Below are 13908 nucleotides of genomic sequence, written 5' to 3' on the forward strand. Positions count from 1 at the left end.
GACAACATGCTTGACCTAATCACACTCGCACGATTCACCTTTCACCTTTCACCACCAAGTGACATCCATCAGTCCCCCTGCATTCCATCACTCGTACAATACTCAATCTACCCGACCAAAGTCAGTGTCGCTATTAGGTACGTAAAGTGATGGACGCGTCCAACACGAGTACCGTTTCTTCTCAATTTACTGTCACTCAAGTAGAAATGCAGCTCATCACTTCACCCTTTTCAGTGACCTTGCCAGGTCGAGTATTTATTGATGGGATTGAAGAACCCCGTCAATATTAACGCTGCCAAGCATCGGCCAGTACTCGCTGGAAGTACAAACTGCTCTCACAGATGTCTGTTCCATGTGCATGATTATGCCCAAAGCTGTTTCGCCCTTGGTGGCTATGCCCTTCATATTGATTGAGTTGATTCAGTACCAGCAAGTTACGTTTGCTACTCTTAATACCCGCATTGCCTACCGAAATTTCGGCCGGTACGCCGCGATAAACCGTCGCATGTACATCAATCTGATTAATGGTTTCTGGCGCAACTTTATATGGATTCGCCTCTAGTACAGTAAAGTCTGCGTATTTTCCTGGTTCGATGCTGCCAATGTTGTCTTCTAGACGAGCGGTGTATGCCGCATCAATAGTGATGGCTTTCATCGCTTCGTCAACAGTAATGCGCTCTTCTGGCCCCATCACGGTATCACCAGATAACCCAATGCGGTTAACGGCTGCCCACACGAGTGACAACGGTTGAGCTGGAGCCATTGGCGCATCAGAATGCAGGGATAAATGCCCACCAGCATCGATGAATGAACGACCACGAGACATCACCGAAGCTCGCTCTTCACCCAGCCCTTCCTCACTGTATAGCTCAGAAAGAATGTGCGTGTAATACGGATTCACACTGAAGTTGGCACCTAACTCCACAGCGCGAGGAATATCGTCTTTGTCCGTCATTCCTAAGTGGTGGAAACCCATGCGGTGATCGTCACGTGACTTCTCTTTCTGCATTTTCTCAACGATTTCAATGGCAGTTTCAAATCCTAAATCGCCATTCGCATGAACAATGATCGTATAATCGTCTTCCCAGTATGGTCGCATGCTGTCTTCGAGTTGTTCCGGCGTTTGCAGCCATTCGCCTTCATGACCGTCGATATAGCCGTCTTTCATCATCATGAGCTGACTGTACATAGCACCGTCAGAGAACAATTTCACAAACTTAGGTAGCCATTGGATTTGCGCTTCGCCTGCCATGATTTCAGTTTGTGCTTCGGCCATCAACTTGCCTTTCTCTGAATCGTAGCCAGCCATCGCATATGAGACATTTCCAGCCGGAATCAACCAATAATCCATCGGGAAATTATCATCCAGCAAGATATTAACCATTTGCTGATACAATGCAGGCGTTGCGATTACACCTGGGTCAACCGCCGTGGTAATACCGCCAGAATGGACATAATCGCGCGTTCTTTCCATACCCGTCGCAAAACGGCCCGATTCGATAAGGTACTGCATCACGCTTGGAGCAAGCATTTTCATACCATTCTCAAAAGCATGCCCTCTTTCCCAGTTAAGTTGTTCCGACGCTGGGCCTTCAACCTGCCAATCTGACTGGTTCCAACCTAACATTTCCATAGCGGCATCGTTGACGAAAAACTCATGTGCGCTGCGATGCCACACAAGAATAGGACGCTCTTTTGAAATATTATTTAATACTTCACGGCTCATGTCGCTACCGTGGAAATAATGGTGGTAGCCCCAAGTAATAATTGGCTCCCCTTCAGGCTTTTCTGCGTGCAGTTGATTTAGCCTTGCCTTGTAACCTTCACTACCAATCACGCCTTTTCTCTCCTCCCAAGGGAAATTCCAATCGGCAGGTGTAATGAAGTCCATTCCTAAAAACATCGCGCTCATCCAAAGGTGGATGTGTGGCTCCACAAAGCCCGGCGTGACCACTTTATCGGCATAATCGCGATTGATGCTGAAGCCTTCTAATTCAGAATACTTAGCTTTCAATGTTACTTTATGCCCGACTTCTACTATCTTTCCGTCTTGAACAACAACAGCATTGGCTCCCTCAAGAGTATGCTCTGACATCGTGATCAGTTCACCCGTTGCAAACAGCGTCACGGGGCCATCAGAAGCTAAGTCAGTCACGGGTTTTTCGACATCTGAAGGAGAAGGAGAAGGAGAAGGAGAACAGCCCATAATCAGTGCCATGCTTGACGCGACTAAAGACAATTTAAAATGAGAATACATAGAATTCACCAATAATATTATTAAGGTTTCTGGTCCATAGCTTTTACCCGAATGCAGTGACAGACGACTCGCGTGATCCGGCTCTAATAAACCCATCCTTGGTATCGATGAATGAACAATATCACTATATATTCGTTCCAAGTAACTCAACAAGATGGGCAAAACCCATCATTTAAGGGAATCTATGTTTTCGTATGAACATCTCGCCGCCTTCTGCGCTACTCTAGAGGAAGGCAGTTACAGTCAAGCGGCCAAAAAGTTAGGGAAAGATCGCACCACGGTTCGTGAACAAGTTAAAGCCCTCGAAGACAGCTATGCTCTGACGCTGTTTGATATTCAGGGTAAGAAAGCGGTGCCATCGAAAGAAGGGGATGCAATCTATCGACATGCGAAGTTGCTGGTGCATAACACTGAACGCCTCAACTCTAGAATGATGGATAACTACAAAACGGAATTCACTTCATTTGATATCTACCACGATATTCTCGTACCTAATTCGCTTATTGTTCATGTCGATCACTATATAAAGAGAGCTTTCCCTCTCATCAAAGTAAATTGGCTCCATAGAAACAGACAAGACATTCTCCATGAAGTCTCTTCTAAACCGAACGCACTCGCTCTCATGCAATATAGACTGCATAACAAGACCGAACAGAACTATGAATATATACACCTTGGGTCCAACGAACTCGCGGTATTCTGTAATCCAAACCACCCCTTAACCAAGGTAAAGCCTCTTGGTATCGGTGATTTAGAGCTAGCCAAACAGTATGTCAGTGAGAACCACATCCACTCTTTGGCCGAAGTGTTCTCCGTTTCTATCGATCAACATATCGTCAGCAACAACGATGTCCTTCTTGCTCTTCTTCAGCATGACGGATGGGCATTCAGCAGCCGTGCATTAGTGGCACCGCTAGTCAAAACGGGTCAGTTAGTAGAATTACCAACTGAGGAAATTGTCGCATCGCTTAAAATTGGGCTCTCGTTCTACTATCCGATTTCAATGAAACGCTCACATGAGCTAGAAGGGTTACAGAGCGTTCTGCGGGCCTACGCAAAAGAGCATTTGAATTAATCGGTCTTCATCGTCACGCTAGGAGGTATGGATTAATAACAGTCAGATAAACGCCCATCCTTGGGCAAGTTTCCTCAAAATTAAGTCACGAGAACCTCTATATTAAGTCACGAGAACCTCTATATTAAAATTAGAAGAACCACTTCACGCCAATCTCGGCTTTTAGCTCTACATCACCATCAATCGTCCAACCATCGGGCGTGGTGATGTCGGTGCTGCCGTACTCAAGTTTCGTCATCAACCATTGCGTTCTGTCTGACTTAATCGGCGCATTAAACATTACATTGAAGGACTTCGATTCCATTTCGACAGTATCACCTTCAACATTAAAATACTCTGGCCACACTTGAACGAATGCGCCGCTGTCACCAATATGTTGCGTCACGAACAGGTTTACCATGTAACCATCCGCCGACTCACCAAGTACCTTACCAGTCGTGTATGCAACGTTTGGAAACACCATGGCACCTGCGGTATAAGCTGGATTAAGCAAGCCAATTCCTCCCACTGACACTAGCGTGGTATCTTGGTAACCCAAATTTTTCATGGCTCCAGCATTACTACTTTGGTGGATAAGATCCGTTGAGAGGCCAACTCTTGGCATGAACTTGTTATCTACCGCATGAACTTGAAAGTATTGTGCGCGGCTCTTTTGATAATCTAGCCCAAATTTATCTTTGCCTTGTTCCTTCGCACTGTTGTTACCGAAGTTTCCTTCAACAAAACCCGCAAACTGGATATCTTCTGTCCAAGCTCCAGTAAACATCGCAGACACTCGAATATCGGCGTCCGATGTGACAAAAAATGCCGCTTGTGTATACACGCGAGTTAGATCCGATGGGTCAATCACTTCACTCTCTTCAGCAAATACAGCGCCCGAAGTAAGAGCGGTAAAAAGTGCTAAGCTAATCATTGTTTTATTCATATTGGTTTACCTTGTAATGGTGCATCACCTCTTCTGATTCCTTCCTGCAGTGGCGCTTAATTGTTAACGTGAGTAATGGCTGCTGCGAGGGATTTTAATTGCAAAGATTCTTTCATAAAAAACCATATTGATGGGAATAACCCAACATTCAACCGTTTTGAGACGAGAACAATCGACACTTCTTTCTGTGCTCGACTCTTCCCTATCGTGTATGGTTTATGGTTCAAGAATGTTTTTGAGAAATAGCTTTATAGATATAAGGTATGTGTTATTAGCTCTTGTTTGGATTGAGCTTCTCTCGTCGTTTTTGGAAGGTGGCTTGGAAATCAGGTAACGTAACCGACCCAAAGCCTGCCTCTACAGCATGCCACCAAAAGCGCGAGACCAGTTGTGCTTGCGATACCGCATGAGCGCCTTGTACAGACACCCGAGGTAAAATACCGAGGATGAATAACATGCCGTTAAGTTCACCGAGCTAAAACGCTTCTTTTCAGCGTAATGCTTACGTTTCAAAAGTGAGGAAGTACACTCACCAATCCACATCGATTTCCGCTATGTTTGAACGATTTTTCCCATCATATGTGATTTTTGCCATTTTAAAGCGGCTGTTAAGATATGCCTGACTAACGAGGAGACACACATGACAAAATACACTTTTCTAGCTCTTATTTGCATCGGGTTGGTCATTCTGTCATCCATAACATTCACCCACACCTTCTCGAACTTCGCCACTCTCCCCAACGAAAATGTCGAGCCCGACTCCCCCTCTCTGACACATATATACGATTTGTTGCAGCGGAGCCGGTAACCCTTTCCTTTGTTACAAACTATCGTCATCGAGATCAACCATCAAACGCTATCCACTGCTCTCCTTTAGCAAATTATCTTTACTGGCCCCTTTTATGTCGAAGGAACAGATTTCGACAATATATGGCTCTGAGATTAAGGAGAGTTCATATTTCGCCCCGCAGCTTTGAAGAGGGCTGAGCGAAATTGCACCATTGAGCTGTGTTGATGGCGCTCAGTTTTTGGCTATCTAGTGCAGGGCCATTGATACAATGAGAAAAGTGGAATTACAGGTGATTAATGCGTTTACCGCTACTTTGGGATTGCAGTGGGGCCGTGATTAAAAAGGGTTTCTGAATGCTCAGATTAGATGATGGCAGGCTGTATACGATGTACGCTTTGCTTAGGTATGTTTTGGGAGCGACGCTATCATGACACAGTTTCCCAAAATAAAAGGACTACGTTAATGTTAAGTATTTGTTTGCGGTTTTTTTTACGAAAAAGGCTTATATGTCCAACAAAGCACCGCTTTCTATCTATTTAATCCAATAGTTAAAATAATCTGACCCTGTCACATTTTCTCGTTTAACAAATCCATATTGAAACTATCTCATTTTTAAGCTTTGGTTCCAAAACTCATTGGTAATCGCTTTGTCTTCAGTAGCTGCGTTTAATGCAAGAAGCAATTCATACTTTCTATACCTAGCTACCGATTAATCCCATACATTAAAGTAGTTGATAGTTATTCCTTTGAATATCTATTTCTGCTCTATCATACTCGAACTCCCAAGATCCTGTGAATTATCTAGTTGTACGGAGTAAATCCATGTCTCATTTGGCGCTAAAGAGAGAAACCAACTTACGAAAGCTAAGTCTGGCTGTTATTAGCCTCGCCGTTATATCTTCTACTATCTACCTGCTTAGTGAAGAAGATAACCATGTCCGCCCTACGCAAGGCAATACTATTTCAGTTGCCAGTTCTTTTGAATTCACTACCCAGAACCCCGCGCAACATGGTTATATTTATACGCGAATGGGCGTCTTAGAAACCTTATTAAATGTTGACGAAGCAGGACAGCTTCAGCCCGGATTAGCAACAGACTGGGTGATATCGGAAGATGGATTGCATTGGACGTTCACTATTCGCCAAAACGTAAAGTTTCATGATGGGCAGGTACTTACCGCCAAGTCTGCCGTACAAGCACTTGAAAATATACTTAAAAACCACGGTCCTTTGACAGAAGCACCAGTGTCAGAAGTCGTGGCGATAGATGATCAAAAATTTGAGATTCTGCTGACACGCCCATTCAGTCCATTGGGGGCAGTTTTGGCAAACTACACCACAGGTATTGCCTCCCCAGACTCTTATAATGAAGACGGTTTTGTAGAGAAACTGGCCGCGACTGGCCCTTACCAAGTTTTTGACTTTGAACCACCACACAAACTGGTTGTTGAACGATTTGAAGAATACTGGGGGAATAACGCGAAAATCAAATTTGCCAGTTACCTAACTGGACATCGCTCAGAAAGCCGTGTCTTACAGTCTAAAAGTGGTCAGGCTGATATCGTATTCGGTCTTGAACCATCAAGTATCCCACTATTGCGTGATGCCAAAAACGTCACTCTCTATTCAGATCCGATCCCTAGAACTATCGCCATCAAACTCAATGCCGGGCATAAGTACTTAGAAGATGTTCGTGTGCGTCAGGCCTTGATCTTGCTGTAGATAGAGCGGGTATTGCTGATTCTATTTTCCGCACACCAGGTTCAGAAGCAGATCAATTAATTCCGGCCTCAATGTCAGACTGGCATTTAGACGATATACCAACAGCAGAGCAAGTGCTCATGGTGGTCACGACGTTATTGAAACATCAAACACGTTTTTGAGCGGCTTTCTACATCCTCTATTTGGGCTTGATCATGTTATGGCAATGGTGGCGGTTGGCTTGTGGGGTGCTTTTCTGCGCAAACCGGCCATCTGGCAACTTCCGGTTATCTTCCCAATGATGATGGCCTTTGGTGGTGCTTTAGGCATTGCTGGAGTTCAAATACCGGCTGTTGAGTTTGGCATTGCTTTGTCTTCCATCGTTCTGGGGATCATGGTTGCACTAGGTGCGCGTGTTCATCTCGAAATCGCGTATTTTCTAGTGGGTATATTTGCCATTTTCCATGGCCATGCCCACGGTACTGAATTGCCAAGCGCTGCCGCCCCGCTCGTCTATAGTTTCGGTTTTGTCGTTTCGACCGGGCTATTGCATCTTGCGGGTGTAGGTGTGGGAATGTTGGCTGAAAAACCAGAACGAGTAAAATTCGTTAAAGCTGTTGGAGTAGCTATCGTATTTGGCGGTACCGCGTTCTTATTCGGTATAGCTTGAGGACTCAATATGAAACGATTAATACGTGTGCTAATGCTTGGGGTGGTATTGTATCCAGCCTCAGCTTTTGCTCATAGCCCTATTGAAGGTGTTGGCGAGTTTTATAACGGGTTACTTCACCCCATTCTGGTATACACCCAACTACTTAGCTTGGTTGCGCTCGGCTTATGGTTAGGCTATCAACCAAAAAAACAGCGCGCAACGAGTCTGGTAGGGTTAGCTTTATGTTGCACGCTTGGACTGGTTCTAACACCGTATGTTGATGAAAATGCAATGGAGGTATTGCCGCTATTTAGTGCAACACTGCTAGGTACCGCATTAATGTATCGCCTGGTCACACCAGCATGGCTAACTATCATTGTGGCTAGTGGTACAGGACTACTGATTGGGTTGGATTCGTCCCAACCATTGCTGTACGACACTGCATTACTGTTGTCACACATAGGGAACCTGCTAGGTGTTGTTCTATTGGTTGTGAACATTGTGATGTTGAGCCAAGCGGCTAAAAAGGTATGGCAACAGATAGCAATGCGAATCGCAGGTTCCTGGATCAGCGCTTGTGCGATCCTATCTCTGTTCTTAGTTCACGTTGGTATAACATGATAATTTAATGGAATTAAACATATATGTTATGCTCAATTCATCCCTCGATCGAGCAGTCTAAGTAAATGCAGATTAATGTCGAACACCTTTTAGTTTTTGTAACGGTAACGGAGAAAGGAACATTTTCCGCTGCTGCTCGCAGCCTTGGAAAAACTCAAGGAGCGATTAGGCAAACAACTACTTACTCAGAGTAAATTGCTACTCGACCAAATGACGCACCTTGAGAAGATGTCTATCAGTCTGGTTGATGGGATTGAGTCAAAACTAACAATAGGCTTGAGTCACATGCTACCACTGAGCCTACTTAAAGACACTCTGAAACAAGTACAACAGCAGTTTCCCTTTACTCAAGTAAGACTGGTTCGGGGGACGGTGAGTTCATTACTTGCAAAACTCAATGATGGAGAGTACCAGATAGTGCTTCACGATGAGTTCAATGGTGCTAGTGAATTTGAAACGCAGCCATTTTCCGAATTATCGATCAGCTATATTTGCTCTCATTCACACCCACTTTCCCAATACAATGCAGCCTCAAATAAGTTAATTAGCCAGTACCCACAGGTACTATGCCGTGCGACCAGAGCTCATTCGGTTTTTGGTGAAGTTCAAGCTCCAACTGAGAATAGTTGGTTTACCGATAACAGCTCAGATACCTTGCAACTAGTATCCAAAGGAGTTGGTTGGGCAATTATGCCTACTGCGGTCCTCGATGCTCACTCGGCTTTTCATCAGTTCCAACGAGAGGAAGCGACAGGGAGCACAATTAGAACCTATATAACCACTTCAAGTAACCGTGCCGGAACACCTGCTCAAGAATACGCGACTACACTACTTAAGGCGGGTAGCGAGCACTGATATCGATTAGATCATTCTCTTATCTGTCTTGGAGGCATCTTATTGAATTATTCAATGAAAGTTGAAGCGATCCAATATGAGCCAATCATGACACTAAACGAGATGCGCCAAGCCGTCTTCGAATACATAGAGGTTGGTTATAATCGGACGAGAAGGCACAGTGCTCTTGGGTATCTAAGCCCAGTTAACTTTGAACAACAAAATGTCGCTTAATGGAGTGTCCAGTCTGGCTGGAGCAGATCATTTTTCTAATGCCCGCTCGAAGAAACTTCTGCCCTCAGCACTCAAAACTTCCATTGAGATGAAAACGCAAAATCAATACATAAAAGATTTAAAAGAGCACTACCAGCAACATCATGAAGCTATCGTCGATACCATTACATATGCCCTTAAGCACGCCAGTGTTTCTCGCTCAGGTATCCATTTCAATTCACCCATGGAGTTGAGCAAGTTTCTGGAGACCACCCACTTATTTATCCCTAAATCACACTGGCGCGCGGCAACGCAGTACCTCGATAGCAGCATAAAAAAATCGGAATGGCTCGATGCCCTCAAAGGTATTAAAACTTACAAGGAGAGAAAACCATCAGGTCGAAGTAAAAAAGCACAAGGTGCGGTTAGATTGGAATTAGTACACCCAAGTTCACGAATGAATAATGAGTCAAAGACCAAGCAATCATCCCCACTTTTGCTGCATTTGTTCCATATGATGGGCATTATGATGATGAACCTAAATAGTGGGGATGAAACGGCGTCCTAAAGGTCACACCTGTTTAGGATACTGGCAAGCATCTGCCAACATTACCCACAGACCATCTCAACTTCACTGTGAAAACGCTAAACGACCGCGTATTCCTTGAAATTCGCTACAAGTAACCTAAAAGTCGGTGGCTCGCCGTTAATGAGTAAGGCTTAGCGATGGGAACGTGCCTCCGTGAATACGTGTTCCCCTTAGTGTATTCACTGCTCTTTCACGTTTTTACTTGCAATCTATCAACTCTTTGAAGCAAACGGTTTATTACTACTTAATGGAGCGTTCTGAAGGCACGTCTCGCCCACTTCATCTACAAGTGATTGATCTAGAAATCTAAAAATTATTTCCTAAGCCAGTCAGGTGTTACAACCCGACTGGCTTTTTTATCATTCTTTAAATCTAATCTTGTCAAGAATTACGACATGTATTGCCCGCCATTGATATGCAGGATCTGCCCTGTCACATAACCAGACATAATATGTGAAGCAAGGTAACCAAATGTTGGCGCCATCTCATCTGCCGTGCCCAACCGCCCCATTGGAATCCCTTTACTCATTCGTTCTTTATCAGCATCATTTTTGTCTGCATGAAATGCAGTATCAACCGTACCTGGTGCAATAATATTAAAACGCACATTATCCTTAGCATAGTTCTTTGCCCAAGAACGGTTCACTGTATGCAACCAGGCTTTTGATGCTGCGTAAAGTGAAGCTCCAGGGCCACCACCAGAATACGCAGCGATTGAACCAACACTAATCACTGATGCAGACCAGTCACTTGTTGAAGCTGATGTTTTCAGGTGTGGCAAACACAAACGAACCATATCCATAGCCGAACGCATGTTTAGGTACGCAACATCATCAAAAAATTCAGCATCAATGTCTTCTAATTGCTTCCTATCAACCAAACCGCCAACATTATTAATCAGAACATCAATACCGCCATGCTGGTCAACAAACTTAGACACAAATTCTTCGCAGGCTTCAGCATTAGAAAAATCGACCTGATAAAATTGAGCTCGTCCACCCAGAGACTCTATCTCAGCAATTGTTTGTTCAATGTTGTCGTGAGATCGATAGGAGGTCAATGTGACTAATGCACCACTAGAAGCGAGAAATTTTGCCGCAGAAAGACCGATTCCACTGGTTGATCCTGTAATAATGATGCGTTTATCTTTTAAATCACTGAACATTTTATAACCCCTGTAAAAACAAAAAACACCATATCACAAAATTGAAATGGTGTTTTATTAAATTTTCGATTGAATGCTCAAAGCCGTTAGTCACTCATAGATTGAGCTAACAGATCATTATGCTCCTAAAGACTCAACGTACAGATTAAGTACATCATCTGCAGTCATCGCTACTGGATTACCACCAGCACATGGATCCGCTAGCGCACTCTCTACCCACGATTCAATATCCTGCTTAGTCACACCAAACTCTGCGAAACCTTTCGGAATGCCCACTATTTCGCTAAGTTCACGAATAGCTCTAACAGCCTCTAAGCTTGCTTGCTCTTGCGACAAACCTTCTGTTTTGCACCCCAAAGCCGATGCCAAATTAGCAAACTTTTCTACACGGTGAGATCGGTTGAACTCACACACAATCGGTAGCAAAATCGCATTACAAACACCATGTGGAAGGTTTTTGTGTGCACCTGCCGGGTGTGCCATAGCATGTACCATCCCTAAACCTGCACTGTTGAATGCCATACCTGCTAAGAACTGCCCTAGCGCCATCATTTCACGAGCTTCGAAGTTTGAACCATCTTCCACCGCGTGTGGGAGGTATTTACTAATAACACGAACAGATTCTAATGCTGAATGGTCAGTTAAAGTATGCGCACCAACAGAAACATACGCTTCAATAGCATGAGTGAGAGCATCCATCCCTGTTGCAGCAGTGACGTCTGCTGGCAAACCTAGCATGATTGAAGGATCATTGACTGAAGCATCTGGAATGATGTTGCTATCGATAATGACACATTTGACTTTATTTTCTTCATCTGTAATTACAGCATTGCTAGTCACCTCGGCAGCAGTACCAGCAGTCGTATTGATTGCATAAAGAGGTACACCTGGGTTCTTCACATGACCAACACCAGTATAAAGTGTAATTGGTTTCGGGTTTGCTGTTAGAATCTTGACTGCTTTCGCTGTATCAATGGCACTACCACCACCAAACCCGATAATGTAATCAGCACCTGAAGCCTGAAACGCTTCAAAAGCGCTATTTACAACACTAACCGTTGGATTTGGAACAGTATCCGTAAAACAACTAAAAACGAGTTGATTCTGGTCTAGCTCTTTAAGTAGTGGGTCTAACAAGCCTAGCTTCTCTAAGGCTTGGTCAGCGATGATAAATCCGTGTCCACTGTTTTTATTCGCTAAAAGTTCCACGAACTCCTTGATTGCCTCTTCACCAGAAATATTAATTTTTGGAAGTGCTAAAGTAAAAGCCATATCATTTTCCCTAAACAATTATAATTAAAAACTTCAAAATCACGACTTTGAATCATGGCCAAATAAAATACAGAATGTTCAGGTATACAATTAACAACATTCATGTTCTTTACTCGCCCGCCATGATTCAGATTACAATTTACAATGCGATATAAGAGAATAAACTTCCATCCGAGGGTTTGACGGGTTTTCTGTTTTACCAAACTATGGCTTTGCTCAACGATATTGTTTAGATATTTGACACCTAATATCTCTATCAGCGATAACATAAAGAAGCCGCTTAACCAGAGTTGAACATTCATCTCATCGATGGCAGCGTAGTTGCTTTTACTGCCGTCAATAACCACGTTGTCAGCAAGCCCATGATGAGCTATCGCCTTATTCAGAAAGGCTTTCGCGGCGGCTTAATCGCGATTGTAAATGAGGTAATAATCAATCACTTCACCAAATTTATCGACTGCTCGATAGTAATAAAGCCACTCTCCTTTCACTTTGATGTAAGTCTCCTCCATACGCCATGAGCTAGATACGGGTTTCTTTCAACGTCTTGCTTTGTGCTCTAGGATTGGGGCAAACTTAAGCACCCAACGGTTAATCGTTGTGTGATCCACCGTTATTCCACGCTCCCTCTGGATCTCCTCAATTTCACGATAACTGAGCTTGTACGCGAGATAGTAGCGAACGGTTTCAAGAGCAACCTCAGAGGGAAAATGACAGCCTTTAAACATCAAGGTTCAGAGTAATAAGTGGGAGTTGGATAAATCTTAACCGATGAAGCAAAGCTTTGCGACAGAACCGTTCAGCAATCATCATAACGACTCATTAGCCCCCACCCCAAGATTGATTTAGACAATAATGGCCATATTACCCACCAACATGGCAGTTAAAACCCATCGATTCCAGTTGGGATTTTAGTTGGCCGATTTTTTCATCTGCGTTTGATTCTATGCCTTGCAAAGGATAGCTAAGGCCCAACAAAGAGTACTTATTTTCACCATAATTGTGGTATGGAAGAAGATGGATAGTATCAACATTTGACATCACCTGAACAAATTGACCAATCGCCTGAATCTCTTCAGCGTTGTCGTTAAACCCAGGGATAACCGGAATACGCACTGTCACTTTGGTAATAAGTGAAATACGAAGGATATTTTCCAGAATAATACGGTTATCAACCCCAGTTCCCGCTTTATGGACTGTAGGATTGATAGCTTTGATATCCACAAGTGCTAAATCGATCCAAGGAAACACTTCTTCAATCGCTTGTTTAGAACCTATTCCGGTTGTTTCGATCGCAGTATGCCAGCCTTTCTCTTTACAACCTTTGAGTAACTCTCGAGCAAATTCAGGTTGAGCCAGAGGCTCGCCACCTGACAGCGTAATCCCACCACCGGCTCTGCGAAATAGATTTTCGTCTTTTTTTAGTTCAAGCAAGACTTGCTCGACTGTCATTCGCTTGCCTTTTATTTCAAGAGCACCGGTTGGGCAAACATCAGTACAATCACCGCATTCGACGCATTTGTCGCGATCAACAAAATGAGGGTTGTTATAAGATATTGCACCCACTTTGCAAGCATCGATACATTTACCACAATTAACACAATCGCTTGCTTTGAAGATCAGCTGAGGTTTAGCTTGTTGTGATTCAGGGTTACTGCACCATTTACAAGAAAGTGGGCAACCTTTAAAAAAGGGAATAGTTCGTATTCCTGGGCCATCATGTAACGAATATCGCTGGATGTTAAAAAGAACACCTTCTGTATTGTAATCGACTTTATTCATGACCGTTTCTCATTATTTTTGAAATAACAGGC

At 43.7% G+C, this 13908-nt stretch carries 14 protein-coding genes and 2 pseudogenes; 9 read left to right on the plus strand and 7 right to left on the minus strand.

The window, feature by feature from the left end:
• Nucleotides 1–149: 149 nt before the first annotated feature.
• A complete protein-coding gene (locus M9196_RS04630) occupies nucleotides 150–290 on the plus strand; it encodes a hypothetical protein (protein WP_250616366.1) in 141 nt (46 codons plus the stop codon).
• Here M9196_RS04630 and M9196_RS04635 read toward each other — a convergent pair.
• Nucleotides 287–2257 (minus strand): amidohydrolase, encoded by a 1971-nt coding sequence (locus M9196_RS04635; RefSeq protein ID WP_250616367.1) that lies wholly within the window; start codon nucleotides 2255–2257, stop codon nucleotides 287–289. The two genes, M9196_RS04630 and M9196_RS04635, sit on opposite strands and share 4 nt — an antisense overlap.
• Nucleotides 2258–2441: 184 nt before the next feature.
• Here M9196_RS04635 and M9196_RS04640 point away from each other — a divergent pair, with 184 nt between their 5' ends.
• Nucleotides 2442–3332, plus strand: a complete 891-nt coding sequence (locus M9196_RS04640; RefSeq protein ID WP_250616368.1) for a LysR family transcriptional regulator — start codon at nucleotides 2442–2444, stop codon at nucleotides 3330–3332.
• A gap of 130 nt (nucleotides 3333–3462) precedes the next feature.
• Here the strand turns inward: M9196_RS04640 and M9196_RS04645 are convergent, their stop codons facing one another.
• Both M9196_RS04645 and M9196_RS04650 read right to left on the minus strand, forming a co-directional pair.
• A complete protein-coding gene (locus M9196_RS04645) occupies nucleotides 3463–4257 on the minus strand; it encodes a hypothetical protein (protein WP_250616369.1) in 795 nt (264 codons plus the stop codon).
• Between the two features lie 271 nt (nucleotides 4258–4528).
• On the minus strand, nucleotides 4529–4714 hold the full coding sequence (locus M9196_RS04650) for a hypothetical protein (protein WP_250616370.1): 186 nt from the start codon (nucleotides 4712–4714) through the stop codon (nucleotides 4529–4531).
• Between the two features lie 1155 nt (nucleotides 4715–5869).
• Here M9196_RS04650 and M9196_RS04655 point away from each other — a divergent pair.
• From M9196_RS04655 to M9196_RS04685, 7 genes and pseudogenes are all read left to right on the plus strand, one after another.
• Nucleotides 5870–6769 carry an ABC transporter substrate-binding protein gene (locus M9196_RS04655; protein ID WP_250616371.1) on the plus strand — a complete coding sequence of 300 codons (900 nt, stop codon included), beginning with the start codon at nucleotides 5870–5872 and terminating at the stop codon, nucleotides 6767–6769.
• A 79-nt stretch (nucleotides 6770–6848) separates the two neighbouring features.
• Nucleotides 6849–7418, plus strand: a complete 570-nt coding sequence (locus tag M9196_RS04660; protein WP_284677101.1) for a HupE/UreJ family protein — start codon at nucleotides 6849–6851, stop codon at nucleotides 7416–7418.
• 9 nt (nucleotides 7419–7427) lie between these two features.
• On the plus strand, nucleotides 7428–8021 hold the full coding sequence (locus M9196_RS04665) for a HupE/UreJ family protein (protein WP_250616373.1): 594 nt from the start codon (nucleotides 7428–7430) through the stop codon (nucleotides 8019–8021).
• Nucleotides 8022–8086: 65 nt separating this feature from the next.
• Nucleotides 8087–8215, plus strand: coding sequence for a LysR family transcriptional regulator (locus M9196_RS04670; protein ID WP_250616374.1), 129 nt, complete (start codon nucleotides 8087–8089; stop codon nucleotides 8213–8215).
• On the plus strand, nucleotides 8166–8876 hold the full coding sequence (locus M9196_RS04675; RefSeq protein ID WP_250616375.1) for a substrate-binding domain-containing protein: 711 nt from the start codon (nucleotides 8166–8168) through the stop codon (nucleotides 8874–8876). The genes M9196_RS04670 and M9196_RS04675 overlap by 50 nt, the downstream gene beginning before the upstream one ends.
• A 48-nt stretch (nucleotides 8877–8924) precedes the next feature.
• A pseudogene (locus tag M9196_RS04680) lies at nucleotides 8925–9089 on the plus strand (IS3 family transposase); the annotation flags it as partial.
• Complete coding sequence (locus tag M9196_RS04685) at nucleotides 9079–9636, plus strand: hypothetical protein (protein WP_250616376.1); 558 nt, start codon at nucleotides 9079–9081, stop codon at nucleotides 9634–9636. The pseudogene M9196_RS04680 and the gene M9196_RS04685, both read left to right, overlap by 11 nt.
• Before the next feature lie 409 nt (nucleotides 9637–10045).
• On the opposite strand, the gene M9196_RS04690 is transcribed toward M9196_RS04685, so the two are convergent.
• The 4 genes and pseudogenes from M9196_RS04690 to M9196_RS04705 all read right to left on the minus strand — a co-directional run bounded on the left by M9196_RS04690 (nucleotide 10046) and on the right by M9196_RS04705 (nucleotide 13876).
• Nucleotides 10046–10822 carry an SDR family NAD(P)-dependent oxidoreductase gene (locus M9196_RS04690; protein WP_250616377.1) on the minus strand — a complete coding sequence of 259 codons (777 nt, stop codon included), beginning with the start codon at nucleotides 10820–10822 and terminating at the stop codon, nucleotides 10046–10048.
• A gap of 117 nt (nucleotides 10823–10939) precedes the next feature.
• Nucleotides 10940–12094, minus strand: a complete 1155-nt coding sequence (locus tag M9196_RS04695) for an iron-containing alcohol dehydrogenase (protein WP_250616378.1) — start codon at nucleotides 12092–12094, stop codon at nucleotides 10940–10942.
• Between the two features lie 173 nt (nucleotides 12095–12267).
• Nucleotides 12268–12822, minus strand: a pseudogene (locus tag M9196_RS04700) (IS6 family transposase); the annotation flags it as partial.
• Between the two features lie 136 nt (nucleotides 12823–12958).
• Complete coding sequence (locus M9196_RS04705; RefSeq protein ID WP_250616379.1) at nucleotides 12959–13876, minus strand: glycyl-radical enzyme activating protein; 918 nt, start codon at nucleotides 13874–13876, stop codon at nucleotides 12959–12961.
• Between the last annotated feature and the right edge of the window lie 32 nt (nucleotides 13877–13908).

The sequence above is a fragment of the Vibrio methylphosphonaticus genome (genome assembly GCF_023634655.1).
GTDB lineage: Bacteria > Pseudomonadota > Gammaproteobacteria > Enterobacterales > Vibrionaceae > Vibrio > Vibrio methylphosphonaticus.

Bases quoted from the DNA above. Each gene is read 5' to 3' on its own strand.
- M9196_RS04650 (WP_250616370.1), bottom strand. From the start codon at position 4,714: ATGTTATTCATCCTCGGTATTTTACCTCGGGTGTCTGTACAAGGCGCT.
- M9196_RS04655 (WP_250616371.1), top strand. From the start codon at position 5,870: ATGTCTCATTTGGCGCTAAAGAGAGAAACCAACTTACGAAAGCTAAGT.
- M9196_RS04690 (WP_250616377.1), bottom strand. From the start codon at position 10,822: ATGTTCAGTGATTTAAAAGATAAACGCATCATTATTACAGGATCAACC.
- M9196_RS04705 (WP_250616379.1), bottom strand. From the start codon at position 13,876: ATGAATAAAGTCGATTACAATACAGAAGGTGTTCTTTTTAACATCCAG.
- M9196_RS04640 (WP_250616368.1), top strand. From the start codon at position 2,442: ATGTTTTCGTATGAACATCTCGCCGCCTTCTGCGCTACTCTAGAGGAA.
- M9196_RS04695 (WP_250616378.1), bottom strand. From the start codon at position 12,094: ATGGCTTTTACTTTAGCACTTCCAAAAATTAATATTTCTGGTGAAGAG.
- M9196_RS04670 (WP_250616374.1), top strand. From the start codon at position 8,087: ATGCAGATTAATGTCGAACACCTTTTAGTTTTTGTAACGGTAACGGAG.
- M9196_RS04665 (WP_250616373.1), top strand. From the start codon at position 7,428: ATGAAACGATTAATACGTGTGCTAATGCTTGGGGTGGTATTGTATCCA.
- M9196_RS04645 (WP_250616369.1), bottom strand. From the start codon at position 4,257: ATGAATAAAACAATGATTAGCTTAGCACTTTTTACCGCTCTTACTTCG.
- M9196_RS04635 (WP_250616367.1), bottom strand. From the start codon at position 2,257: ATGTATTCTCATTTTAAATTGTCTTTAGTCGCGTCAAGCATGGCACTG.
- M9196_RS04685 (WP_250616376.1), top strand. From the start codon at position 9,079: ATGTCGCTTAATGGAGTGTCCAGTCTGGCTGGAGCAGATCATTTTTCT.
- M9196_RS04630 (WP_250616366.1), top strand. From the start codon at position 150: ATGGACGCGTCCAACACGAGTACCGTTTCTTCTCAATTTACTGTCACT.